The organism is Candidatus Methylomirabilota bacterium (assembly GCA_036005065.1).
Taxonomy (GTDB): domain Bacteria; phylum Methylomirabilota; class Methylomirabilia; order Rokubacteriales; family DASRDR01; genus DASYQW01.
On sequence record DASYQW010000322.1, the window covers coordinates 1 to 23,974 of the forward strand.

The window sequence follows — 23,974 nt, forward strand, 5'->3', positions numbered from 1 at the left end:
TATCCCGCTCAGGCAGCGGTCTCGACCGCGGGCTCGGGGGTCGGTCTCCCACTCGGCGCGGCGCCCCCCGCGCTCAGCCCTGACCGGGCCAGGACGCTTACGGGCGGCGTCCAGCGGACCTCTGCCATCTCGAGGCAAGCCTTGGCGCAAGGAACCCGGGTGGGATCGGGAAACGCGCTGCAGGAGGCCACCCCCGAGGGTCGGGTCGCACCCGCCGGGACGGCGAACTCCACGCTAACCTTCCGCTCCTTGATCGGGCAGCGGAAGGTCTTCCAGACACGCCGGGGGCCGTCGGCCAGGAACAGGCCCACCGCGCACAGGGTGACTACGGTCACCGCGATGATCAAGGGCGGCCCGAACACCAGGAGCACGACGGACGTCGCCAGGTAATCCAGGGTCATGGCTCACCACCTCCGATCAGGGGAGGTGCACCGGCTGTGCCAACTCTGATCGGGAAGCATGGCCCTGAAAGCGAGGTCGCCGCTCGTGGCCCTCCGCAATGAGCGCCGAGGGATTCGGCGTCGGCCTCGCCGGCTGCGGCTGTGGAATGCTTGCCTCGTGTGGGGCGCGGATGCCGCAGGCCAGCTCGCCCTTCCGCCTCGTGCGGAACGGCGATCCGCCGGGTCGCCCCGCGGAATGTCCTGAACTTCCTGCCGAAAGGGTCCTTGACGGCCTCGGGCGTCGACGAACCCGTTCGTGGCACAGGCGTTGCTCCTGCGTGGCCAGGCAGTTGCGCTTCGATCGCGACGGGCCGGCTGAGTCTCGCGGAATGGTCGCACGCTCAGCCGCCCGTGCAGAGCGAGAGGGCAACACGGCGCGCCTGTCGGGCGCGCAGGAGTGAGCCATGCGTCGCAAGAGGATTCTGGTTCCGCTCGACGGATCGCCGGGGAGCGAAGTGGCGTTGTTCCATGCCGCCGAGCTGGCGCGGGCCGAACGGGCCACGCTCCACCTCCTCCACGTCACGGCGCCGGTCCGGGCCACGGTGGCCCCGGATGGCCGAGTGCTGGCGTACGCCGACCAAGTCGCGGCGCGGGTCGCGCAGGACGTCCGCGCCTACCTCACCGAGGCGGCGGCGGCGGTGTCCGACGTCGATGTCGAGCTCGCGGTCCGCTTCGGCGACCCGGCCGACGAGATCCTGTGGGAGGCCAAGAGCGGCAGGATCGACCTCATCGCGATGGCGACGCACCGGCGCACGGGGCTCCGACGCCTCGTCATGGGGAGTGTGGCCGAGCGGGTGGTCCGGGCCGCCCCCGTTCCGGTTCTCCTGATGGAGCACGGTGAGGAGCTGGTCGGTGCGAAGTCCGAGCGGGCGGAGGCGGACGCCGGCCGGGCACCGGCCGGCGTCCGGGGGCGCGTGGTGCGCCGCCGCTTCTGGTGCGCCTCGCGCCGCCGTGACGTGGAAGTGGAGTTCGTCGAGCGCGGGCTCCCGGGATTCGCCGTGGCCGTCGCGGTGCGGAGCTGTAGCGCCTTCGACCCGCCGACCGCGATCGACTGTAGGCGCCAGTGCGCGGATGCGGCGTTCCGGCGGCAGTGGGAGCCGCCGCTGCCGCTGTACAGCCCGAAGGCGTGAGGGCTTCCGAACTCGAGGCGGAGGGGCGCCCCTCCGGGGAGGTACGACCGTGAATCGCGTTCTCGTCCCGCTCGACGGCTCCCGGTTGTCCGAGGCGATCCTGCCACTGGCCGAAGCGCTGGCCCGCGACTACGAGGCCGACGTGCTCCTCGTGCGCGCGCTCCGCTCCCGGGACTCGGCCGAAGTCGCGGTCCGGGCTCAGGAAGAGGCCGAGGCCTACCTGGAGGGGATAGCTCGCGGTCTCCGGCTACGGGGGCTGGCTGGCGTCGCGTGGAAGGTCTGGTACGACGCGCCGGATCGGGCGATCGTCGACGCCGCGCGCTTCAACGGGGTCGACCTGATCGCCATGAGCACGCACGGCCGAGGCGGGCTGACCCGGCTCCTGTTCGGGAGCGTCGCCGAGAGCCTGGTCCGGAAGGCGCCGGTGCCTGTCCTGCTCGTGCGGGGCGAGTTCGCGCCGCCGCCCGGCACAATCGGGCGAATCCTGGTGCCTCTGGACGGGTCGGAGCTGTCCGAAGGGATCCTGCCCGTCGTGGAGCGGCTGGCCGGGCCCTTCGACTGGACCATCGACCTGCTCCACGCCGTCGAGCCGCTTCCTGGCTACGCCACCGTGGAGATCTCGTCCCGACACGCGGGGGAGATCCTTCGGCTCGCGACCAGGGATGCCGAGACCCGTCTGGCCAAGGTGGCGGTGCCGCTCGAGGACAAAGGGCTCCGGGCTCAGTGGGCGGTCCGCGAAGGACCGGCGGTCGACGTCATCCTCCGCTACGCCCGCGATGCCGGGGCAAGCCTGATCGCCATGAGCACCCACGGTCGGAGCGGCCTCGGCCGCTTCTTCCTCGGGAGCGTGGCCGAGCGAGTCTTGCGGGAGGCGTCGGTCCCCGTCCTCATCTGGAAGGCTCCCGCCGAGGGTCGAACGCCGCGCCCACCCAGCGCGGCAGGAGGGTGAGATCATGGCGACCGAGAACCTCAGCGTCACGGACAACCGGACCGGGAAGCGCTACGAGATCCCGATCGCGCAGGGGGCGATCCGGGCCACGGACTTCCGTCAGATCAAGACCGGTCCGGACGACTTCGGGCTGGTCGCCTACGACCCAGCGTTCATGAACACGGCCTCCTGCCGGAGCGCCATCACGTTCATCGACGGCGAGCGCGGGATTCTCCGATACCGCGGCTACCCCATCGAGCAGATCGCCGAGCAGTCCACCTATCTCGAGACGGCGTACCTCCTCATCCACGGCGAACTGCCCGGGGGCGCGAAGCTCGACGCCTGGCGCTGGGAGATCACGCACCACACGTGGATCCACGAGAACCTCAAGAAGTTCCTGGACGGCTTCCACCATGATGCCCACCCGATGGGGATGCTGGTCTCCGCCGTGGCCGCCCTCTCGACGTTCTACCCCGAGGCCAAGAACATGACCGACGCGGACAACCGGCGGCTCCAGGTGACCCGGCTCATCGCCAAGATGCCGACGCTGGCCGCCTTCAGCTACCGGCACAGCCTGGGGATGCCATACGCCTACCCGGACAACGAGCTCTCGTACACCGGCAACTTCCTGAACATGCTGTTCAAGACCACGGAGGTGCAGTACCGCCCGAACCCGGTGCTGGAGCGGGCCCTGGACGTGCTGTTCATCCTCCACGCCGACCACGAGCAGAACTGCTCGACGAACGCCGTGCGGAGCGTCGCCTCGTCCCGGGTGGACCCCTACTGCGCGCTGGCGGCCGGCGTGGCCGCCCTCTACGGGCCGCTCCACGGCGGCGCCAACGAGGCCGTGCTGCGGATGCTCGGGGAGATCGGCTCGGTCGAGCACGTCCCGGCGTTCATCCGGCGGGTGAAGGCGGGCGAGGGGCGGCTCATGGGGTTCGGGCACCGCGTCTACAAGAGCTACGACCCTCGGGCCACCATCATCAAGCAGCTCGCGGACGAGGTCTTCGCGGTGACGAAGCCGAACCCGCTCCTGCCCATCGCGCTCGAGCTCGAGCGGATCGCGCTGGACGACTCGTACTTCGTCACGCGGAAGCTCTACCCGAACGTGGACTTCTACTCGGGCTTGATCTATCAGGCCATGGGCTTCCCGGTCGAGATATTCCCGGTCCTGTTCGCCATCCCCCGCACCAGCGGGTGGCTCGCCCAGTGGCTGGAGATGCTCGGCGACCCGGAGCAGAAGATCGCCCGCCCGCGCCAGCTCTACGTGGGAGCCGGCCGGCGGGACTTCGCCCCGCTGGAAAAGCGGGAGCCGGACGAAGGCGAGCTGGACTCCCCTTGACGCGGGTGGTGGCGTGGGACACTCGGCTGCGGGCGGGTCATACGTCTTCGACCGGACGCCGCTGCGCGTGTACTGGGAGCTCACGCGGGCGTGTGACCTCGCCTGCCGCCACTGCCGGGCCGAGGCGAATCCCTGCCGCGACCTCCGCGAGTTGAGTCTCTCGGAGGGGCGGCGGCTCCTCGAGGCCCTCCAGGAGTCCGGCAGCCCCGGGCCCCGGCTGGTCCTCACCGGCGGGGATCCGCTCAAGCGCCCCGACTTCTGGGAGCTCCTCGAGCACGGCGCGGCTCTCGGCCTCGACCTCGCCGTGGCCCCCAGCGGCACGCGGGCCCTCACACCAGAGGTGGTCCGCCGGCTCCCGCGCGCCGGCGCCCACGCCCTCTCCCTCAGCCTCGACGGCTCCGACCCGGCCCGTCACGACGGGTTCCGCGGCGTCCCCGGCTGCTTCGCGCGGACGGTGGCGGCGGCCCGCGCCGCCGTCGACGCAGGCCTCGTCGTGCAGGTGAACAGCCTCGTCAGCGCCGAGACCCTGGGCGACCTCCCGCGGATCTTCGGGCTCGTGGGTCGCCTGGGGGCCGCGCGCTGGAGCCTGTTCTTCCTGATTCAGGTCGGGCGCGGGCGGGTGCTCCGACAGCTCACGTCCGCGGCGTGCGAGCGGCTGCTCGCGTGGCTCTGGCGGCAGTCGCGCCGGAGCCCCTTCGTCATCACGACGACGGAGGCCCCCCACTACCGGCGCGTCGCGCTCCAGCGAATGCGGGCCGGGGCCGCTGGGCGCGAGGAGATCCGGCGCGCGCCCATCCGTCGCGGCTTCGGGATCCGGGACGGCAACGGCATCCTGTTCGTCTCCCACACCGGAGACATCCACCCGTCGGGATTCCTCCCCCTGGCGGCGGGGAACGTGCGCGTCACGCACCCCGTCGAGCTCTACCGCGAGGCGCCGCTGTTCCGGCGGCTGCGCGAGCCGGGGCGCTTCGGCGGCCGCTGCGGGCGGTGCGAGTTCCGTGAGGTCTGCGGCGGCTCGCGGGCCCGGGCCTACGCGGCCTCGGGCGATCCCTTCGGGGAGGACCCGCTCTGCGCCTACGAGCCGGAGCGGCGGCGGGCCGCGGTCGCAGGGGTGGCGGGATGACGTCCCCGGGCGGTCGGCAGGCGGACGCCCTGGAGCTCGACACCCTCCTCGGCAACACGGCTGACGGCGTGTGCGCCGTGAACGGCGGCGGCCGGGTCGTGCTGTGGAACAGGGCGGCGGAGAAGATGCTCGGCTACACGGCCCGTGAGGTGCTGGGCCGGCCCTGCTGCGAGGTCTTCGTCGGCCTGGACGGCGCGGGCAACCGACTCTGCTACCAGGGGTGCCACGTGATGGCGCTGGTGACACGCGGGGAGCCCATTCAGCACTTCGACATGGCGACCCGGACCAAGGCCGGGAAGCCGGTCTGGCTCGATATCAGCATCCTGGTCGTCCAGGGCGCCCGCCGCGAGCTTGCCACCACCGTCCACCTCTTCCGCGACGTCACCGCCGTCCACGAGATCGAAGCCCTCGTCCGCGAGCGGCTGGCGCAGGCGGCACCGCCCTCGGCGGACAGCGCCGCGGCGACGCAGCTCACCCGGCGGGAGCTCGAGATCCTGCGCCTGATGACGGGCGGCGCCAACACCAGGGCCATGGCGGAGCGGCTCCACGTGAGCCCCGCCACCGTGCGGAACCACGTCCAGAACATCCTGGGGAAGCTGGGGGTCCACAGCCGGCTCGAGGCGGCCGCGTACGCCATGCGCCACGGCCTGCTCGGCCCCGAGGGCTCACCCGGCGGATCACGGGGACGCTAGGCCGGCGACGACGGGCGCCTCGGGTGCGGCAGAGACGGACCAGCCGGAGCGCCGCCGATGCATGGCGTTCGGGCATGACCCGGCGCGGCGCCGGGCTGAGCGCTCCCGCGGGGCTCGGGGGGAGGGGAGTCAGATGGCCGACGAGATATTGCCCTGGTTCACCGCGCTTCTCCTCGCGCTGGCGGTGGGACTCATCCTGGTCATCGCCACCGTGTTCCTGCCGCGGACGATGCGGGTCTGGACGACGACGCGTCGCTTCTACTGCCCGTGGCGCGGTCGGAACGTGGTCGTACGCTACCTGACCGTCGATGGGCGGGAGGCGATGTGCGTGATGTCGTGCACCGCGTTCGCCGACCCGAGCGTCCCCACCTGCGGGATGCCCTGCCTCGATCGGGTCGGGGCTCGTCAACACATCGTCAAGCCGCCGCTCACGCTGAGCGTCTGACCGGTGATGAAGTCCGCCTCGGGGGCAGCCAGGAAGACGACGGCCGCGGCGATCTCCTCGGATGTCGCCACCCGCCCGAGCGGGATGACTCGGGTGACGGCGCTGAGAATCTTCTCCGCCTGCGGTGAGTGCTCGCGGAGGGACTGAAGCAGCGGCGTCTCCGTGAGTCCTGGGCAGACCACGTTCACGGTGATCCGGTAGCGCGCCATCTCTTGGGCCAGCGCCTTGGAGAAGGCGATCACGGCGCCTTTCGTCCCGGAGTAGACCGCCTCGCCGCTCGATCCGACGCGCCCCGCGTCGGAGGCGATGTTGATGACCTTTCCGGCGCCGCGGGCCACCATGTGCGGGAGCACGGCCTTCGCGGTGTAGAGGACCGCCTTGAAGTTGATCGCGATCAGGCGGTCCCACAGCTCTGCCTCCGAGTCGAGGAAGAGCGCCAGGCGGTCCCAGCCGGCGTTGTTCACGAGGATGTCGAGCTGGCCGAACTGGGCCAAGGCTTCGAAGACGGCGCCCTCGACCTCGGTCCGCCGGGTGAGATTTACCGGGAAGGCGAGGGCCTTGATCCCCAGGGCCTCGACCTCGGCGGCGACGTCCCGCGCCTCATCGGCGAGGATGTCGGCGATCGCCACCTGACACCCCTCGCGGGCCAGCGCCAGGGCGATGGCCCGGCCGATCCCTCGGCCGGCGCCGGTCACGAACGCGGTCTTCCCCGCGAGCCTCATGGCGATGTCTCCTCCTCCCTCATCGGGATGGTGAGGATGTTTGAGCGGCGACCGCGCGAGCGTGATGCGGGCCACCTCGCCGTCGAGCTCGGAACGGATCAGTCGGCCGCCGCTCATCGGCCGCCGCGCTTCCGCATCCGGACTCGGTCAGATCGAGCCGCCTTACCCGACGACGGCGCGGGACGCCGGCGGCGCCGGCACGTCGGCCCCCTTCACGCACGCCTGCGCGCACCCCCGGCGCCCGGGCCAGAGCGAGCAGGTGCTCACGCGCGCGACGGGGTGCCGGAAGAGCGCGGTCCACGCCGCGTGGCGGGCGTCGACACCCACTTCCGCGTCGGCCCCGGTCTCGGGGCAACGGAGCCGTCGCGGCCTCCGGAAATGCGCGAATTCATCGGCCGCGACCGGCAGCAGGACGTAGACGACCGCGATCAGGATGATGGCGGTAAGGACGAGCGGGACGTTCATGGCCTGCTCCTTTCACGAGCCAGGGGCTCGGCGTGCGGCTGGGCGCCCTCCCGCATCAGCTCGGTGATCCGCTCGCGCGGGTAGCGGCGCTGGCCGCCGAGCGTCAGGACGAAGGGGAGCTTCCCCGCCCGGGTCCAGCGCGCGATCGTCGCCGGGGAAACCTCCAAGAGCCGGGCGACGTCCGACCGGGTCAGGTATCGGCGGGTCGTCGTCTCGCTTGCGCCGGTCGTCGTCATTTGCACGCATTGCGCGCCATCGGGCTGAGAAAGTCCATGGGGCAACCGCCTCAATTTCGTGAGCAGACGAGCTCAGTGAGTCGCGCATGAGCCGTCAGGCCGCGCCCAGAGCCCTGGCCGCCGCCCCGTCGCTCGCGTACCCGGTGCCGATGTCGTCGGCCGCGATGACCCCCGAGATGACGACTGCCTCGATGCCGGGCCCGGGAAACGTCCGCCAGGTAGAGTCCCTCGCGAGCGGCGTCTAGCTGACGCCCGGCCGGGCCCGGACGGCAATCCGCCGTTCGCCTCACTTTCCCGGTGCGGTCGCCTCAGCCTGGAGCGCGCCCGACCGGCGGGCGAGGGTGGCCTGAGTCGGCTGCCTCATGAAAATGAGGCAGGCGGTGGATTCAAACGGCCGACCGAGCGCTCTATCGTAGGGGCGCTCGAACGCATGATCGGTGGGGTGTTCAGGATGACGATCGAAGCGCGGTACGAGGACATCCTCACGGCGGCCTGCGACGTGATCGCGCGGCGTGGGTTCCCTCAGGCGTCGACGCGGGAGATCGCACGAACGGCCGGGCTCTCGCCGGCCGGGCTCTACCACTACGTCGGCGGCAAAGAAGAGATCCTCTTCCTCGTCCTCGACCGGTCGCTCGACCGCCTCTTGGCCCAGCTGGAGGCGGCCCTGGCCCGGGCCCGGGCGCCGGAGACGAAGATCCTGGCGCTCGTCCAGACCCATCTCGACTTCGGCCTTCACCAGCCGGCGGCGCTCAAGATCATCAACCGAGACTACGAGCTCCTTTCCGAGCCACGGCGCTCCGAGATCACGGCGAAGCGCCAGGCGTACCTCGGGCGAGGCCTCCAGGTCCTCCGCCACCTGGACCCGCACGGCCGCTCGGGCGACGAGCTACTGTCGGCCACCAACCTCCTCCTCGGCATGCTGAACGGAATCGCGACCCGACCGTTCCTGCGTCCCGGCAGGGACGTGCGCGCCCTGGCCGCCGAGGTCGCGGCGCTCTTCCTGTACGGATTCCTGGAGCGCTCGGCGGATCGTGGCGGCGCTCCGGCGGCATTCCCGGGAGGCAAGCATGACGCTTGAGCAGATCCTCGACCGCTGCCGCGAGCTCGGGGCCGAGCCCCCGGGGGCGGTGGCGCGGCGGTGGAAGGCGGAGCACCCGGGCAGCCGGGCCATCGCGGCCTACCCCGTCTGGGCGCCCGCCGAGGTGATCCATGCGGCGGGGATGCTGCCGCTGGCGCTCCTGGGGGGCGGTACCTCCGTCGAGCTGACGCACGCCGACGCGCGCTTCCAGTCCTTCGTCTGCTCCATCGCGAAGTCGAGCCTCGAGCTGGGCTTCCAGGGCCTGCTCCAGGGTGTCGACGGCTTCGTCTTCTCGAATATCTGCGACGTCGCGCGCAACCTGGCCAGCATCTACCGGCGCAACTTCCCGGACGTCTTCGTGGAGTATCTGCACCTGCCCCAGAACTCCACCTCCCCGGCCGTCGCCGCCTACACGGCCGACGAGCTGCGGCGCCTGGCCGCCGCGCTCGAGCGCGCATTCGACGTGGTGGTGACGCCGACCGCGCTGACGAAGAGCCTCGAGACCTACGACGAGCTCCGGGCCCGCCTGCGCGCGCTCTACACCTTCCGCATCGAGGAGCCGCAGAAGCTCTCGACGACCGAGCTGTACGTCGTGCTGCGGGCCGCGACGCTCGTCCCGCCCGAGGAGAGCATCGCCTGGCTGGACACCCTGTTCGCGGAGCTCGTCGGCCGGCCGGGCCGGCCGCGGGACCGGCTGCGGGTGGTGGTCGAGGGGGCCTTCTGCGAGCAGCCGCCGCTCGGCCTCCTGGAGATGCTGGAGGAGGCCGGCTGCTACGTGGTCGAGGACGACCTCCTGCTGGGCTGGCGCTGGTTCACCGGCGCCGTCGCCGGGCCCGGTGATCCCTTCGAGCGGCTCGGCGCCGCCTATGTCGACCGCTCGGTGCCCTCCTCCACCCGGCACGAGGGACGCGTCCATCGTGCCGCCGGCCTCATCGAGAAGGTGCGGCGGGCGCGGGCCGACGCGGTCGTCTTCATGCCGGCCAAGTTCTGCGAGCCAGCCCTGTTCGACTACGTGCTGATGAAGCAGGGGCTGGAGCGGGCGGGCATCCCCCACCTGCTCGTGGAGTTCGAAGAGAAGATGTGGACCTTCGAGCGCACTCGCAACGAGATCGAGACGTTCGTCGAGTCGATGCTGTTCGCCTGAGGAGGCTCGACCATGACGGCGCCAGTCACCGAGCGGCGGTACCAGGGGCGGGTCCACGAGCGCTCCCGACAGCTCATGTCGGCCTGGATGGCCGAGCTGGGCCGCGCCGAGACGGAGCGCCGGCCGACCGGCGCCCTGATGATCTCGGGGAACTGCGTGGAGCTTCTGCGAGCTTGCCACGTCCTCCCGATGTTCCCGGAGGTGACGGCGCTCCAGAACGCGATCCGGCACAAGTCGCTCCCGCTCATCCTCAAGGCCGAGCAGGCGGGCTACTCGAGCGACAACTGCGCCTACGTGAAGGCCGACATCGGCCTCTTCCTGGACGGCGGGATGGGACCGGGCAAGCCGATCCCGTTCCCGACCATCACCGTGTGCAACTACGTGGGCTGCAACGTCTACGTCAAGTGGTTCGAGCATCTCGCCGACCTCAGCGGCTCGAAGCTCTTCATGCTCGATGTTCCCTTCGCCCGGACCGCCGAGCCGACCGCCGCCGACATCCGTTACGTGGTGAGTCAGCTCGAGGAGCTCATCGCGCTCTGTGAGGAGGTGAGCGGCCGGCGGTTCGACATCGACGAGCTGCGGGAGATCCTCGGTGAGGCCGCCCGGGCCGAGGAGGGCTACGCCCGCTGCAAGGAGCTCTGCAAGGCGCGCCCGGCGCCGTTCGACGCCTACTTCGACGCCATCAACATGATGGGCCCCATCAACGTGCTCCGGGGCACCCGGGAGGCGGCCGAGTTCTTCGACGAGGCGGTCGCCGAGTTCGAGGGGCTGGTCGCCCAGGGGCTCTCGCCCCTGACCGAGGAACGGTTCCGGACCGTCGTCGAGGGCCCGCCGCCCTACCCCTACTACAAGAACTTCCGGAACCTCTTCACCCGGTGGGGCGCGGTGGCGGTTGCCTCCACCTACTCCACGGTGGGCGGGATCTGGGAGTGGGGCTTCCGCCACGACCCGCGCCGCCCGCTCGAGTCCATCGCCGAGCAAATGCTCCGGGAGAACCTGACCAACCGGACGATCGTGGCTCGGTACGGGCAGATCAAGCGCTACGTCGAGGAATGGGACGCCGACGCCCTCGTCATCCACTCGATCAAGTCGTGCCGGCTCTTCTCCGCGGGGCAGGGCGACATGCGGGAGTACTTCACGCGCGAGCTCGGGGTTCCCACGCTCCTGGTCGAGTCGGATCTGGAGGATCCCCGCTACTACGCGGAGGCCCAGCTCCGGAACCGCATCGACGCCTTCTTCGAGGCGCTCGAGCACAAGAAGCTCGTGGCGGGCGCGCGGTGACGGCGATGCGCGTGGAACGGATCCCCGTCTACTGCGACCCGCGTGTCGCCGGTCCCGACCTGCTCGAGGTCACGCTCGCCCGTCTGGCTCCCCGAAGGAGGCCGACATGATCTTCGGCGCCGGGGTCGACGTGGGATCCACCCAGACCAAGGCGGTGATCGTCGACGAGTCACGGGCGATCGTCGCGCGGTCGCTGATCACCACGGGCGCGAACGTCACGCGGGCGGCGGAGAATGCGTTCCTGCGCGCCTGCGAGAGCGCCGGGCTCCCTCGGGAGGCCGTCGGCTATGTCGTGGGCACGGGCTACGGCCGCTACAAGGTCACGTTCGGGGAGGCCCAGATCACCGAGATCACCTGCCACGCGCGGGGGGCCCAGACCCTGTTTCCCCGCACGCGGACGGTCATCGACATGGGGGGACAGGATACCAAGGCGATCAAGACCGGGCCCGATGGATCCGTCCTCGATTTCGCGATGAACGACAAGTGCGCGGCCGGGACCGGGCGCTTCCTGTCGGCGGCGGCCGACGTCACCGGGGTCAGCCTCGACGAGATCGGTCCCCTGGCGCTCCAGGCCAAGGTCCCCGTGCGCCTGACCTCGGTCTGCACGGTGTTCGTCGAGTCCGACATCATGTCGTACCTCGCCCAGCGAAAGACGGTGGAGGACATCCTCGGCGGCGTCCACAAGGCCATCGCCACTCGCACGATGTCGCTCGTCCGTCGGGTGGGCGTCGAGGACGAGGTGACCTTCACCGGAGGCGTCTCGCGCAACATCGGCATGGTGCGGGCGCTGGAAGCCGTGCTGGGCCGGCCCCTCAACGTGAGCGACGAGGGGCATTACATGGGCGCCCTCGGCGCGGCCCTCTTCGCCCTCGAGCGCGCCCAGGCGGCGGCCGCGGGCGACCGAGCCCCCGCGGTCGCGGGCAGGAGCTGAGCCATGCTGGTGGCCGGGGTCGACCTCGGGTCGGGAACGACGAAGTGCGTCCTCGTCGACGAGCAGGGGGCGGTGCGGGGGCGCGGCTCGATCCGCACCAAGGTCGACTTCGCGAAGGTCGCCCGCGAGACGCTGGAGGCCGCCCGGCTCGACGCGGGTCCGACGGGCGGGGACGTCGGCTACGTGGCGACGACGGGGCTCGGGCGGTACGCCATCCCGTTCCGCGACATCCAGATCACGGACCTCACCTGCGGCGCCCGCGGCGCCGCCGCGCTGTGCCCCGAGAGCCGCTACGTCCTCGACATCGGCGCCCAGTGCTCGCGCGCGATCAAGCTGCGGGACGGCGGCAAGGTGAAAGAGTTCCACATGAACGAGAAGTGCGCGGCCGGCTCGGGCGGTTTCCTCGAGCGGGCGGCCAAGTACCTCGAGGTCACGATCACCGACATCGGGCCGCTCTCCCTGCGCGCCGCCAAGTCCCGGCCGATCTCGAGCGTCTGCGCCGTGCTGGCGGAGTCCGAGATCATCAACCACGTCTCGGATGGCGCGACGGTGGAGAGCATCCTCCGGGGGATCCACGACTCGCTGGCGGATCGGGCCCTGTCGCTGCTCAAGCGGGTCGGGCTCGACGGGGCGGTGGCCTTCATCGGCGGCGTCGCCCAGCAGGAGGGCATGGTCGTCGCCCTGCGGGAGAAGCTCAGGGTGCCCGTCCACGTGCCGGAGTCACCTCAGTTCACGACGGCGCTCGGGGCCGCGCTCCTCGGCCTTCAGCGGTATCGCAAGCTCGCGACGATCGCGACGGGAGGACGACCATGATCGGCGTCGTCGACTACTGGTGCAACCTCTTCACGCCGGAGGGAATCCGGGCGTGCTTCGAGGATCAGGAGGAGCTGCGCGAGGTATTCCGGTGGTGGCGGATGGAGGACCGTCTCAAGGGCCACTCCCCCAAGGAGTTTCTGGGCCTCATGGACGAGGCCGGCGTGGAGACGGTCCTCGTCCCCGCCGCCAAGATGCGCTCGTTCCGGACGCAGCGCCTCATCTGGGACGTCGCGGTCCGAGACGTGGCGGAGCTCTGCGAGGCCGCGCCGGACCGGATCGCCGGCCTCTACGGGATCGACCCCTGGAGCCGGATGGGCGGCGTCCGCGAGCTGGAGGAGGCCGTGCGGCGCCAGAGGTTCGTCGGCGCCCACCTCCACCCCTACGGCTTCGGCCTTCCCCTGAACGCCGCCGCCTACTACCCGTTCTATGCCAAGTGTGTCGAGCTCGACGTGCCGCTCGTCGTCCAGGTGGGCCACTCGGCCGAATCCATGCCGAGCGCCCTCGGGCGGCCGCTTCTCCTCGACGACGTGGCGCTCTACTTCCCCGAGCTCCGGATCGTGGCCGCCCACACCGGCTGGCCCTGGGTCGAGGAGCTGGTGGCCCTGGCCTGGAAGCACCCCAACGTCTACATCGGCACCTCGGCCCACGCGCCGAGGTATTGGGACCCGGCCCTGGTCCGCTTCCTCAGCTCGCGAGGGGTGGGCAAGGTCCTCTTCGGCACCGACTATCCCGTCCTCCGACACGCCGACGCGCTGACCCAGATCGACGCGTTGTCGCTGAAGGAGGACGCTCGGGCGTGGCTCCTGCGGGAGACGGCCCGCAAGGTCTTCCGGCTCTGAACCGAGAGGAGGTCCCCATGTGTTCCTGCCGCGCCGCCACCAGGCGAGGTGTCGCCAGCCACGTCGGCCCGGCGACCGCGGAGCTCCGTCACGAGCACGAGGCCATCCTGCGCGCCCTCGCGATCCTCGAGCGGGCGGGCGAGCGGCTGGCCGCCGGGCAGCCGCTGAGCGAGCCGGCACTGGCCGAGCTCGTGGAGCTGATCCGGACGTTCGCCGACCGGTGCCACCACGGAAAGGAGGAGGACCAGCTCTTCCCGGCGCTGCGGGCGAAGGGGGTGGGGGAACCGCTCGCCGTCTTCCTCGAGGACCACGTGGAAGGGCGCGGCTACCTCGGGACCCTTTCGAGCCCGGCCCCGGCGGCCGAGCGGGCCGCGGCCGCCCGGCGGTACGTGGGACTCCTGCGCGACCACATCCAGCGGGAGAACGAGGTGCTCTTCCCGATGGCCGACGACGTGCTGACCGCCGACGAGCACGCCGACCTGGCGAAGCGCTACGAAGAGGTAGAGCGGCGCGTGGTGGGACCTGGCGTGCACGAGAAGCTCCTGGCGGCGCTCGACCGGCTCGAGGACGCCATCCCGTCGGGTCCGGAGCCGATGCGGTGAGCGTCAAGGTCGCCCGGGTCGACCGCGTCTCGATCGCGGTGCGGGACCTCGGGGCCGCTCGGGCGTTTTTCGAGCGGCTCTTCGGCGCGGAGTTCGGCGAGATCCAGGACGTGGCCGCCGACGGCTACCGCTATGTCCCGTTCACGCTGGCCGGCTTCACCCTTGAGCTCTTGGAGCCGTATCGCCCCGGCAACGTGATTGCGCGCTTCCTCGACAAGCGTGGCGAGGGGCTCTACCAGCTCTCGCTCATGGTCGAGGATCTCGACGAAGCCGTGACGGCGCTCGAGGCGGCCGGCCTCCGGGTCCTGGGCCCGCGCAGTTATCCCGAGGACGTGGTCCTGGAGGGCTGCCGCTGGAGGGAGGCCTTCGTCCACCCGCGGGATGCCTTCGGCGTGCTCCTCTTCCTGGGCGAGCGGACTCCCGTCACGCCCTGACCGGCTCCCCGCGCCTCGCGAATGATCCCGGCTAGGCGTGTGTCCGAGTAATCCGACGCCGACCACCAAGCGCGTGGTGCATCGAGAGGCGCTCCGAGCGGCGGCTGTGCCGCCGCAACCGAGGGGGGGCATCGGGGGGGGTCTTCCGAGACCCCCCCGAAAAGACCTAGGCCGCCGCCCGGCTGCCCGCCAGCTCCTTCACGATCTCGCCCACGAAGCTCTTGGCGTCGCCGAAGAGCATCATGGTCTTGTCGAGGTAGAAGAGCTCGTTCTCGATGCCGGCGAAGCCCGGCGCCATGCTGCGCTTGATCACCATCACGGTGCGGGCCTTGTCCACGTCGAGGATCGGCATGCCGTAGATGGGGCTCGCCGTGTCGTGCCGGGCCGCCGGGTTCACGACGTCGTTGGCGCCGATCACGAGCACCACATCCGTCCGCGGGAAGTCGGGGTTGATCTCCTCCATCTCCACGAGCCGCTCGTAGGGGATGTCGGCCTCGGCCAGCAGCACGTTCATGTGCCCGGGCATGCGTCCGGCCACCGGGTGGATGGCGAACTTCACGTCCACGCCGCGCTTGGTGAGGGCGTCGTAGAGCTCGCGCACCTTGTGCTGGGCCTGGGCCACGGCCATGCCGTAGCCCGGCACCACGATCACCGACGAGGACGCCCCCAGGATCTCGGCCGCCTCCTCGGGGCTCGCGCTCCGCACCGACCGCTGCTCCACCCGGGCGGCCGAGACCTGCACCTGGCCGAAGCCGCCGAAGAGCACGTTGGCAAAGGACCGGTTCATGGCCCGGCACATGATGACCGACAGGATGAAGCCCGAGGAGCCGTCCAGCGCTCCGGCCACGATCAGCAGCTTGTTGTCCAGCACGAAGCCCATCATGGACGCCGACAGCCCGGCATAGGAGTTGAGCAGCGCGATCACGGTCGGCATGTCGGCGCCCCCGATGGGGATGATGAGGAGCACCCCGAAGAGCAGCGCCAGCCCCGACATGACGGGGAAGAGCGCGGTCCGGGCCGGGTCGAGGACCAGGTAGCCCGCCACCGCGACGGCGATCCCCAGCAGGGACAGGTTCACGACGTTCTGGCCCCGGTAGACCACGGGCCGGCTCGGCACGAGGTCCTGGAGCTTCCCGAAGGCCATGAGGCTTCCGGTGAAGGTGAGGTAGCCCAGGATCACCTCCAGGCTCAGCACCGCCATCGTGAAGGTGGAGAGCTCACTCGGGTGGAGGTAGTACTCGGCGGTACCGACGAGCGCGGCCGCCAACGCGCCGAAGGCGTGGCTCAGCGCGGTCCGCTGGGGGACGTGGGTCATGGGCATGAAGACGGCCAGCGGCAGCCCGACGGCCGTGCCCGCCACGAAGCCCACCAGGATCCACCGATAGGAGATGACCTCGTGGTGCACCAGCGTCCCCACGATGGCCAGGGCCATGCCGATCTCCCCCACCAGCACCCCGCGACGGGCGGTGGTGGGGTGGCTCAGCCACTTCAGCGACAGAACGAAGGCGACCGCCGCCGCCAGGTAGGTCGCCTGGATGAAGTAGGTCTCCATCGCTATTTCCCCGGCTCCCGCCGCTTGAACATCTTGAGCATGCGGTCGGTGATCACGAAGCCGCCTACCACGTTGGCCATGGAGCAGGCCACGGCCAGCGTCCCCAGGACGGTGCTCAGCTCGCTCTTGCCCGCGCCCGCGATGATGATGGAGCCCACCAGCGAGATGGCCGAGATGGCGTTGGTGAGCGACATCAGCGGCGTGTGGAGCAGGGGGCTCACGCGCCGGATCACCTCGAGCCCCACGAAGGTGGCGAGGATGAACACGAACAGCTGACTCTCGAGGTTCGCCGTCATCCGCTGCCTCCTCCTCTCGGGGCTCAGACCCCGGCCGCGGCGGGCGCGGGTTGGGGCTGGAGTCCCAGCGCCTCGCGCACGCGCGGGTGGACGACCTCGCCGCCCCGCGCGACCAGGGTCTCGCGGGTGATCTCGTCCTCCAGGTTGGGCTCGGGCAGCCCCACCTTGGTCAGGTGGAGCAGGAACGCGGTCAGGTTCCGGGCGTACAGCTGGCTCGCGTGGTAGGGGATGCTGCTGGCCAGGTTCACCGGGCCGATGATGGTCACCCCGTGCTCCACCACGGTCTCGTGCATCCGCGTCAGCTCGCAATTGCCGCCGCGCTCGGCCGCCATGTCGATGATCACGGAGCCGCGCGTCATGCCGCGTACCATGTCGGCGGTGACGAGGACTGGCGCCTTCCGGCCCGGCACCACCGCCGTGGTGATCACGACATCGCTCTCGGCGACCACGCGCGCCATGAGCTCCCGCTGCCGCCGGTAGAAGGCCTCGTCCTGGGCCCGGGCGTAGCCGCCCTTGTCCTCGGCGGCTGCCGTGTCGAGTGGCAGCTCCACGAAGCGCGCCCCGAGGCTTTGCACCTGCTCTTTCACCGCCGGGCGCACGTCGTAGGCCGAGACCACGGCGCCGAGCCGGCGGGCGGTGGCGATGGCCTGGAGCCCGGCCACGCCGGCCCCCACCACGAGCACGCGGGCCGGCGGGATCGTCCCGGCGGCGGTGGTGAGCATGGGGAACATCCGGGGCAGGTGCTCGGCGGCCAGCAGCACGGCCTTGAAACCCGCCACGGTGGCCATGGAGGAGAGCGCGTCCATGTTCTGGGCGCGCGTGATGCGCGGCATCAGCTCCGCGGCGTAGGCCGTGGCGCCGGTCGCCGCGACCTCGCGCACCGTCTCCGGAGAGCCCACCGCTCGGAGGAAGCCCACCAGCACCTGACCGCGCCGGAGCAGGGGCAAGTCCGCGCGCCCCGTCTTGTCGTTGGCGCCGTGGGCCAGGACCTGGAGCATCACGTCGGCCGAGCCGAACACCTCGGCCCGCGCAGCGGCGATGCGGCCGCCCTTCTCGACGAAGGCCTGGTCGGGGTAGAAGGCGGCCTCGCCCGCGCCCCGCTCCAGGAGGACCTCGTGGCCCGCCTTGGCCAGCCCCGGCAGGACGCCGGGTACCAGCGCCACCCGGCGCTCGCCGGGGAACGTCTCCTTGGGCACGCCGAATATCATGCGTCCACCTCCTCGGTCACGAGAACGGTCCCAGGTGGGCAACGCTAGCGCCCGGGCGTCGAGCCGTCAAGCGCGGGAGCCTCGGTGTGTAGGGAGCCTCGGCTAGGGCGATTGGCTCCCGAAGATCCGTCGAACGGCTCATGACGACCATGCTGAAAAGTAGTATTGGGACGCTGGAGGAGGAGGCGTATGCCACGAGTCGAGGCTGGCCCCCGAGGGCTCGCGCGGACCCGGGTGGCTCCGCGCGTCGGTCGCGACTTGGCCATCGTGTTGCTTGCCGAGCATTTCTTCACGGGGTGACGGGAAGTGCCCGACCCCGGAGCGGCTCTTCGTGCAGGGGGAATGCCATGATACCTGGCTGGCTGGACGAGCTCGAGTGCGAGGTTGCGAGCTGTCTGCCGACCCGCGGAAGCATGTCGGTGTCGGAACTGGCGGCGGCGCTCGGAGTGTCGGAAGAGAGCGCGGCCAGTTACGTTTGGCTGCTGGTTTCCGCCCGCCGCCTCGGGATCGAGGGCCTGACACTCCCGGCTCCCGCCGTGGCTCCGGCCCGCGCCGCCTGAGCCACCCGCAGCCCGCGCCCTGGGACAGCGCTGCCCCGGCGCCCCGAGGGGTGGGGCGCCCGTCCGGGCACGCTGGGGCAGCGCCACCCCATGTGGGACTCGAAAGGCCCACGGGTGGCCGAGCTGTTCAGCCGGAACGTCGGCGTCTTCGGACGACCACCGGAGCAGTCCATCCGCTCGAACCTGTGGAGAAAGTCGACGCCTCCCGGGGCCCACCCGGGGCTCCCGTCCCGATTGCTGCCGTGAGTCCTTCGGCCGAAATCCTCTTGGCCCTTTCCTTGCTCTGACCGTGTCGCAATACCCGGTCGACGCGCGGGTGCGAACACCTATGGGACAGGGAGGAACCGCCGATTGGGGACAGCGGGCGTTTCGGCGAACCGGCCTGGGGCTAGGGTCAAGATCGGGTGATGGAGCTGTACCGCGTCGAGAAGGTTCCATACCGGGGCCCGCAACTCCTGCGGCAGCCCATGTACAACAAAGGCAGCGCGTTCAGCCGAGAGGAACGTGGCGCCCTCGGGCTCGAGGGCCTCCTGCCGTGGGCGGTCAGCTCCATGGAGCAGCAGGCCCGGCGCGCGTACGAGAACATCGTCCGGAAGACCGACCCGCTCGAGCGGCACATCGGGCTGGCGGCGCTCCACGACCGCAACGAGCACCTCTTTTACCGGGTGCTGAGCGACCACCTGGAGGAGTTCCTGCCGGTCGTCTACACGCCGACCGTCGGCCGCGCCTGTCAGGAGTTCAGCCACATCTTCCGTCAGGCCCGCGGGCTGTGGATCACACCGGCCCATCGCGGCCACGTCCACGAGCTCCTGGCCAACGCCCCCGTCGCCGACGTGCGCCTCATCGTGGTGACGGACAACGAGCGGATCCTCGGCCTGGGCGACCAGGGTGCCGGCGGCATGGGCATTCCCATCGGCAAGCTGGCCGTCTACACGGCCGCCGCCGGGATCGATCCCAGCCAGACCCTGCCGATCAGCCTGGACGTCGGGACGGACAATCCGGCACTGCTCGAGGACGACCTCTATCTGGGGTGGCCGTTCCCGCGGCTACGCGGCGAGACATACGACCGGCTCGTCGACGAGTTCGTGATGGCAGTCGCGCGGCGCTTCCCGCGCGCGCTGCTCCAGTGGGAGGACTTCAAGAAGCAGAACGCGTTCAACCTGCTGGACCGCTACCGTAAGACGCTGCCGTCGTTCAACGACGACATCCAGGGAACCGGGGCCACCGTCCTGGCGGGCCTCATCGCCGGGACCCGGATCACCGGGACACCGCTCGGCGCCCAGCGCGTCGTGATCGTCGGGGCCGGGGCCGCGGGCATCGGGATCGCCCGGCAGATCCGCGACGCGCTCGAGCGCGCGGGCGTGACCGGCGGCGCGCTCGTCCGGGCGGTCGCTCTCGTCGACGTCGGCGGCCTGCTGATCCGGCCCGACCCGGCGCTCGACCACTACCAGCGACCCTTCGCGTGGCCGGCCTCGTTGGCCGCCGCTGCCGGCCTCGCCGGACCGCACGGGCTCGAGGCGGTGATCCGGGCGCTTCAGCCGACGGCGCTCGTCGGCGTCTGCGGGCAGGCCGGGGCGTTCACGGAAGCCGCGGTGCGGGCCATGGCGGTGACGGCGGAGCGGCCGGTGATCCTTCCGCTCTCGAACCCGACCAGCCAGTCGGAGGCCGTGCCAGCCGACCTCTTGGCCTGGACGGATGGGCGTGCGCTGGTCGCGACCGGGAGCCCGTTCGATCCGGTGACCCACGGGGGCCGCAAAGTCCGGATCGGGCAGAGCAACAACGCGTTGGTCTTCCCGGGGCTCGGCCTCGGGGCGCTGGTGGCGGAGGCGCGAGAGGTCACCGACGCGATGTGCCGGGTGGCCGCCGAGTGTCTGGCCGACCAGGTCTCGAGCGCGGACCTGGCGGCCGGGAGTCTCTATCCGCCGGTCCGTGAGCTGCGCCGCGTTGCCCTCGCCATCGCAGGGGCCGTCGTGCGGGAAGCGCGGGACGCCGGGCTCGGCCGGCCGATTCCCGATGAGGCCATCCCGGCGGCGATCGCCGCCGCGACGTGGAAGCCATGCTATCCGCGGCTCTGCCAGGACTGACGCCGAATCCGAAGAGAGGGGGAAGAGAGGGGCTGTGATGGGACGTCCGATGGTCACGCTCGACGGCAATGAGGCGGCCGCGCAGGTCGCGTATCAGCTCAGCGAGGTGATCGCGATCTACCCCATCACGCCGGCCTCGGCGATGGGCGAATGGACGGATCAGTGGGCCGCCCACGGTCGGCCGAATCTCTGGGGGACGGTGCCGACGGTAGTCGAGATGCAGAGCGAGGGCGGCGCCGCCGGCGCCCTCCATGGGGCGCTGCAGGCCGGGTCGCTGGCGACGACGTTCACGGCGTCCCAGGGTTTGCTCCTCATGATCCCGAACATGTACAGGATCGCCGGCGAGCTGACGCCCACGGTCTTTCACGTGGCCGCCCGCTCGCTGGCCGCCCAGGCGCTCTCCATCTTCTGCGACCACGCCGACGTCATGGCGGCCCGGGCCACCGGCTTCGCGATGCTGGCGTCCTGCTCGGTCCAGGAGGCGATGGATCTGGCCGCGATCGCGCACGCCGCCACCCTGGAAGCGCGGGTGCCCTTCGTGCACTTCTTCGACGGCTTCCGCACCTCCCACGAGGTGGCGAAGATCGAGGCCTTGACGCCGGACGACCTGCGGGCCCTGACCGACGATGATCTGGTCCGGGCGCATCGCGCGCGGGCGCTCTCGCCGGATCGGCCCGTCGTCCGCGGGACGGCCCAGAACCCGGACATCTACTTCCAGGCCCGCGAGGCCGCCAACCCGTATTACCTGGCCTGCCCGACGATCGTCCAGAACGCGATGGACCGATTCGCGCGGCTGGTGGGGCGGCAGTACCACCTGTTCGACTACGTGGGCGCCCCGGATGCCGAGCGCATCGTCGTGCTGATGGGCTCGGGCGCCGAGTCAGTGGTCGAGACGGTCGAGCACCTGGTCGGCCGCGGCGAGAAGGTCGGCGTCGTCAAGGTCCGCCTCTACCGGCCGTTCTCGGTGGAGCGCCTCGTCGCCGCGTTCCCGTCGACCGTCCGGGCGCTCGCGGTGCTCGACCGGACCAAGGAGCCCGGGAGCGCGGGCGAGCCCCTGTACCTCGACGTGGCGGCGGCGGTGGGCGAGGCGGTGGCCGCGGGGACGGCGCCGTTCCGGACGCTGCCCCGCATCGTGGGCGGCCGCTACGGGCTCTCGTCGAAGGAGTTCACGCCGGCCATGGTCAAGGCGGTCTTCGACGAGCTGGGCCGCGACCGGCCGAGGAACCACTTCACCGTCGGCATCCACGACGACGTCACCCACACCAGCCTGGACTACGATCCGGCGTTCTCCACCGAGGCCCCCGACACGGTGCGCGCGCTTTTCTACGGCCTGGGGGCCGACGGGACGGTGGGGGCCAACAAGAACTCGATCAAAATCATCGGGGAGGAGACCCCGAACCACGCCCAGGGGTACTTCGTCTACGACTCGAAGAAGTCGGGCTCGGTCACGATCTCGCACCTCCGCTTCGGTCCCCGGCCGATCCACTCGACGTACCTCGTGACCCGGGCGACCTTCGTCGCCTGCCATCAGTTCTCGCTCCTCGAGCGGCTGGACGTGCTGGGCGCGGCCGAGGCTGGGGCCACCTTCCTCCTGAACAGCCCCTACGGACCGGCCGAGGTGTGGGACCACCTCCCGGGACCGGTGCAGGTCGAGATCGTCGCCAAGCGCCTCCGGCTCTTCGTGATCGACGCGGTCCGCGTGGCGCGGGAGACCGGCATGGGGGGACGGATCAACACGGTCATGCAGACCTGCTTCTTCGCGATCAGCGGCGTCCTGCCCCGGGCCGAGGCCATCACGGCGATCAAGCGCGCCATCGAGAGGACCTACGGCAAGCGCGGGGAGGCCGTCGTGCGGAAGAACTTCGCGGCGGTCGACAGCACGCTCGATCACCTCCACGAGGTGGCGGTCCCCGGGCAGGTCACCGGCCGGGTCGGTCGGCGGCCGCCGGTGCCCGCCGAGGCGCCGGTCTACGTCCGGACGGTGACGGCGGCGATGATCGCCGGCGACGGGGACCGGCTGCCGGTCAGCGCGCTGCCGGTCGACGGGACCTATCCGAGCGGGACGACGCGCTGGGAGAAGCGCAACATCGCGCTCGAGATTCCGGTGTGGGACGCCGACCTCTGCATCCAGTGCGGAAAGTGCGTCCTCGTCTGTCCGCACGCCGTGATCCGGGCGAAGGTCTGCCCGGCCGAGACGCTGGCCGGGGCGCCGGCGGGGTTCAGGTCGGCCCCGGCCCGGTGGCGGGAATTCGCGGATCGACGCTACGTCCTCCAGGTCGCCCCCGAGGACTGCACGGGATGCGGCCTGTGCGTCGAGGTCTGCCCGGCCAAGAGCAAGAGCGAGGTGCGGCATAAGGCCATCAACATGGGGCCGCAGGCCCCGATCCGCGAGCGGGAAGCCGGCAACTGGCGGTTCTTCCTGGAGCTGGCCGACCCCGACCGGCACGCCCTGAACCTGAGCCAGGTCAAGGACGTCCAGCTCCTCGAGCCGCTATTCGAGTTCTCCGGGGCCTGCGCGGGCTGCGGGGAGACGCCCTACATCAAGCTCGTGAGCCAGCTCTTCGGCGACCGGGCGATCATTGCCAACGCGACGGGATGCTCCTCGATCTACGGAGGAAGCCAGCCGACCACGCCGTGGACCGCGAACCGCCAGGGGCGGGGTCCGGCGTGGTCCAATTCGCTCTTCGAGGACAACGCCGAGTTCGGTCTCGGGATGCGGGTGGCCCTCGACACGCAGCTCCGGTACGCCCGCGAACTGCTCGCACGGCTCTCGGGGACGATCGGCGACGAGCTGGCGCGCGCGTTGCTCGAGGCCGACCAGTCGACCGAGGCCGGTATCGAAGCGCAGCGACAGCGCGTGAGCCGGCTCCGGGAGCGGCTGGAAGACCTGGACACCCCCGAGGCTCGCGACCTACTCGGCCTGGCCGACGTGCTCGTCCACAAGAGCGTCTGGATCATCGGGGGCGACGGCTGGGCCTACGACATCGGCTTCGGCGGGCTGGACCACGTCCTGGCGTCCGGCCGCAAAGTCAACGTGCTCGTCCTCGACACCGAGGTCTACTCCAACACGGGCGGCCAGATGTCGAAGGCGACGCCCCGCGGCGCGGTCGCCAAGTTCGCCGCCGGGGGCAAGCCGACAGCCAAGAAGGACCTGGCGCTCATGGCCATGACCAACGGCACGGCCTACGTGGCGCGGGTCGCGATGGGCGGCAGCGATGCCCAGACTCTCAAGGCCTTCCGGGAGGCGGAGGCGTTCCCGGGTCCGTCGCTCATCCTCGCCTACAGCCCCTGCATCGCGCACGGCTATGACCTCCGTTTCGGGCTGGACCAGCAGAAGGCCGCCGTGCTGGCCGGCCACTGGCCGCTGTTCCGCTACAACCCGGCCCTCGTGGCCGAGGGCAAGAACCCGCTCCAGCTCGACTCGAAAGCACCCAGCCTACCGCTCAAGAAGTACGCGTACAACGAGACGCGTTACACGATGCTGGCCCACAGCGACGCGGCGGCGGCCAAGGCGTTGCTGGAGCAGGCTCAGGACGACGTGGCCGCGCGCTGGCGGCTCTACGAGCACTGGGCGAGCATGCCGGCCGGCGGGTCAGTCGGCACGCCGGAGACCGCGCCGGATGGCG

24 protein-coding genes are annotated in these 23,974 nt (G+C 70.9%); 17 read left to right on the forward strand and 7 right to left on the reverse strand.

Annotated elements, in window-relative coordinates:
• Positions 1 to 8 precede the first annotated feature (8 nt).
• On the reverse strand, positions 9 to 401 hold the full coding sequence (locus tag VGW35_21660; GenBank protein HEV8310280.1) for a hypothetical protein: 393 nt from the start codon (positions 399 to 401) through the stop codon (positions 9 to 11).
• 443 nt (positions 402 to 844) lie between these two features.
• On the opposite strand from VGW35_21660, the gene VGW35_21665 reads away from it, so the two are divergent.
• From VGW35_21665 to VGW35_21690, 6 genes are all read left to right on the forward strand, one after another.
• Positions 845 to 1,570 carry a universal stress protein gene (locus tag VGW35_21665; protein ID HEV8310281.1) on the forward strand — a complete coding sequence of 242 codons (726 nt, stop codon included), beginning with the start codon at positions 845 to 847 and terminating at the stop codon, positions 1,568 to 1,570.
• Between the two features lie 49 nt (positions 1,571 to 1,619).
• Positions 1,620 to 2,519: a universal stress protein gene (locus VGW35_21670; GenBank protein ID HEV8310282.1), complete on the forward strand. Its 900-nt coding sequence runs from the start codon at positions 1,620 to 1,622 to the stop codon at positions 2,517 to 2,519.
• 4 nt (positions 2,520 to 2,523) lie between these two features.
• A complete protein-coding gene (locus VGW35_21675) occupies positions 2,524 to 3,840 on the forward strand; it encodes a citrate synthase (GenBank protein HEV8310283.1) in 1,317 nt (438 codons plus the stop codon).
• A 13-nt stretch (positions 3,841 to 3,853) separates the two neighbouring features.
• On the forward strand, positions 3,854 to 4,963 hold the full coding sequence (locus VGW35_21680; protein HEV8310284.1) for a TIGR04053 family radical SAM/SPASM domain-containing protein: 1,110 nt from the start codon (positions 3,854 to 3,856) through the stop codon (positions 4,961 to 4,963).
• The gene (locus VGW35_21685; protein ID HEV8310285.1) at positions 4,960 to 5,655 is read left to right on the forward strand and encodes a LuxR C-terminal-related transcriptional regulator; all 696 of its coding nucleotides are present in this window, start codon (positions 4,960 to 4,962) and stop codon (positions 5,653 to 5,655) included. The genes VGW35_21680 and VGW35_21685 overlap by 4 nt, the downstream gene beginning before the upstream one ends.
• Positions 5,656 to 5,788: 133 nt before the next feature.
• A complete protein-coding gene (locus VGW35_21690; GenBank protein HEV8310286.1) occupies positions 5,789 to 6,100 on the forward strand; it encodes a hypothetical protein in 312 nt (103 codons plus the stop codon).
• Here VGW35_21690 and VGW35_21695 read toward each other — a convergent pair.
• The 3 genes from VGW35_21695 to VGW35_21705 all read right to left on the reverse strand — a co-directional run bounded on the left by VGW35_21695 (position 6,061) and on the right by VGW35_21705 (position 7,523).
• A complete protein-coding gene (locus VGW35_21695) occupies positions 6,061 to 6,822 on the reverse strand; it encodes a 3-oxoacyl-ACP reductase family protein (GenBank protein HEV8310287.1) in 762 nt (253 codons plus the stop codon). The two genes, VGW35_21690 and VGW35_21695, sit on opposite strands and share 40 nt — an antisense overlap.
• 162 nt (positions 6,823 to 6,984) lie before the next feature.
• Complete coding sequence (locus VGW35_21700; protein ID HEV8310288.1) at positions 6,985 to 7,287, reverse strand: hypothetical protein; 303 nt, start codon at positions 7,285 to 7,287, stop codon at positions 6,985 to 6,987.
• Complete coding sequence (locus tag VGW35_21705; protein HEV8310289.1) at positions 7,284 to 7,523, reverse strand: helix-turn-helix domain-containing protein; 240 nt, start codon at positions 7,521 to 7,523, stop codon at positions 7,284 to 7,286. Before VGW35_21705 ends, VGW35_21700 begins: the two co-directional genes overlap by 4 nt.
• A gap of 451 nt (positions 7,524 to 7,974) precedes the next feature.
• Between VGW35_21705 and VGW35_21710 the strand changes: the two genes are divergently transcribed.
• The 8 genes from VGW35_21710 to VGW35_21745 all read left to right on the forward strand — a co-directional run bounded on the left by VGW35_21710 (position 7,975) and on the right by VGW35_21745 (position 14,648).
• Positions 7,975 to 8,601, forward strand: a complete 627-nt coding sequence (locus VGW35_21710) for a TetR/AcrR family transcriptional regulator (protein HEV8310290.1) — start codon at positions 7,975 to 7,977, stop codon at positions 8,599 to 8,601.
• Positions 8,591 to 9,745, forward strand: coding sequence for a 2-hydroxyacyl-CoA dehydratase (locus tag VGW35_21715; GenBank protein ID HEV8310291.1), 1,155 nt, complete (start codon positions 8,591 to 8,593; stop codon positions 9,743 to 9,745). Before VGW35_21710 ends, VGW35_21715 begins: the two co-directional genes overlap by 11 nt.
• A 12-nt stretch (positions 9,746 to 9,757) precedes the next feature.
• Positions 9,758 to 11,026 (forward strand): 2-hydroxyacyl-CoA dehydratase family protein, encoded by a 1,269-nt coding sequence (locus VGW35_21720; protein HEV8310292.1) that lies wholly within the window; start codon positions 9,758 to 9,760, stop codon positions 11,024 to 11,026.
• Between the two features lie 106 nt (positions 11,027 to 11,132).
• Entirely contained in the window at positions 11,133 to 11,957 is an 825-nt protein-coding gene (locus tag VGW35_21725; GenBank protein ID HEV8310293.1) for an acyl-CoA dehydratase activase, read from the forward strand.
• 3 nt (positions 11,958 to 11,960) lie between these two features.
• The gene (locus VGW35_21730) at positions 11,961 to 12,770 is read left to right on the forward strand and encodes an acyl-CoA dehydratase activase (protein HEV8310294.1); all 810 of its coding nucleotides are present in this window, start codon (positions 11,961 to 11,963) and stop codon (positions 12,768 to 12,770) included.
• Complete coding sequence (locus VGW35_21735; protein HEV8310295.1) at positions 12,767 to 13,612, forward strand: amidohydrolase family protein; 846 nt, start codon at positions 12,767 to 12,769, stop codon at positions 13,610 to 13,612. Before VGW35_21730 ends, VGW35_21735 begins: the two co-directional genes overlap by 4 nt.
• Before the next feature lie 17 nt (positions 13,613 to 13,629).
• A complete protein-coding gene (locus VGW35_21740) occupies positions 13,630 to 14,214 on the forward strand; it encodes a hemerythrin domain-containing protein (GenBank protein ID HEV8310296.1) in 585 nt (194 codons plus the stop codon).
• The gene (locus VGW35_21745; GenBank protein ID HEV8310297.1) at positions 14,211 to 14,648 is read left to right on the forward strand and encodes a VOC family protein; all 438 of its coding nucleotides are present in this window, start codon (positions 14,211 to 14,213) and stop codon (positions 14,646 to 14,648) included. The genes VGW35_21740 and VGW35_21745 overlap by 4 nt, the downstream gene beginning before the upstream one ends.
• Before the next feature lie 166 nt (positions 14,649 to 14,814).
• Here VGW35_21745 and VGW35_21750 read toward each other — a convergent pair whose 3' ends face one another.
• The 3 genes from VGW35_21750 to VGW35_21760 are packed head-to-tail and all read right to left on the reverse strand — an operon-like array spanning position 14,815 to position 17,704.
• Positions 14,815 to 16,200 (reverse strand): NAD(P)(+) transhydrogenase (Re/Si-specific) subunit beta, encoded by a 1,386-nt coding sequence (locus VGW35_21750; GenBank protein ID HEV8310298.1) that lies wholly within the window; start codon positions 16,198 to 16,200, stop codon positions 14,815 to 14,817.
• Positions 16,201 to 16,202: 2 nt separating this feature from the next.
• Positions 16,203 to 16,496: an NAD(P) transhydrogenase subunit alpha gene (locus tag VGW35_21755; protein HEV8310299.1), complete on the reverse strand. Its 294-nt coding sequence runs from the start codon at positions 16,494 to 16,496 to the stop codon at positions 16,203 to 16,205.
• Positions 16,497 to 16,519: 23 nt separating this feature from the next.
• Positions 16,520 to 17,704 (reverse strand): Re/Si-specific NAD(P)(+) transhydrogenase subunit alpha, encoded by a 1,185-nt coding sequence (locus VGW35_21760; GenBank protein ID HEV8310300.1) that lies wholly within the window; start codon positions 17,702 to 17,704, stop codon positions 16,520 to 16,522.
• 347 nt (positions 17,705 to 18,051) lie between these two features.
• Between VGW35_21760 and VGW35_21765 the strand changes: the two genes are divergently transcribed.
• From VGW35_21765 to nifJ, 3 genes are all read left to right on the forward strand, one after another.
• Positions 18,052 to 18,264, forward strand: a complete 213-nt coding sequence (locus VGW35_21765) for a hypothetical protein (protein HEV8310301.1) — start codon at positions 18,052 to 18,054, stop codon at positions 18,262 to 18,264.
• 407 nt (positions 18,265 to 18,671) lie between these two features.
• Positions 18,672 to 20,348, forward strand: a complete 1,677-nt coding sequence (locus tag VGW35_21770) for an NAD-dependent malic enzyme (protein ID HEV8310302.1) — start codon at positions 18,672 to 18,674, stop codon at positions 20,346 to 20,348.
• A 37-nt stretch (positions 20,349 to 20,385) separates the two neighbouring features.
• On the forward strand, positions 20,386 to 23,974 hold a 3,589-nt coding region (gene nifJ, locus VGW35_21775; GenBank protein HEV8310303.1), incomplete at its 3' end, for a pyruvate:ferredoxin (flavodoxin) oxidoreductase.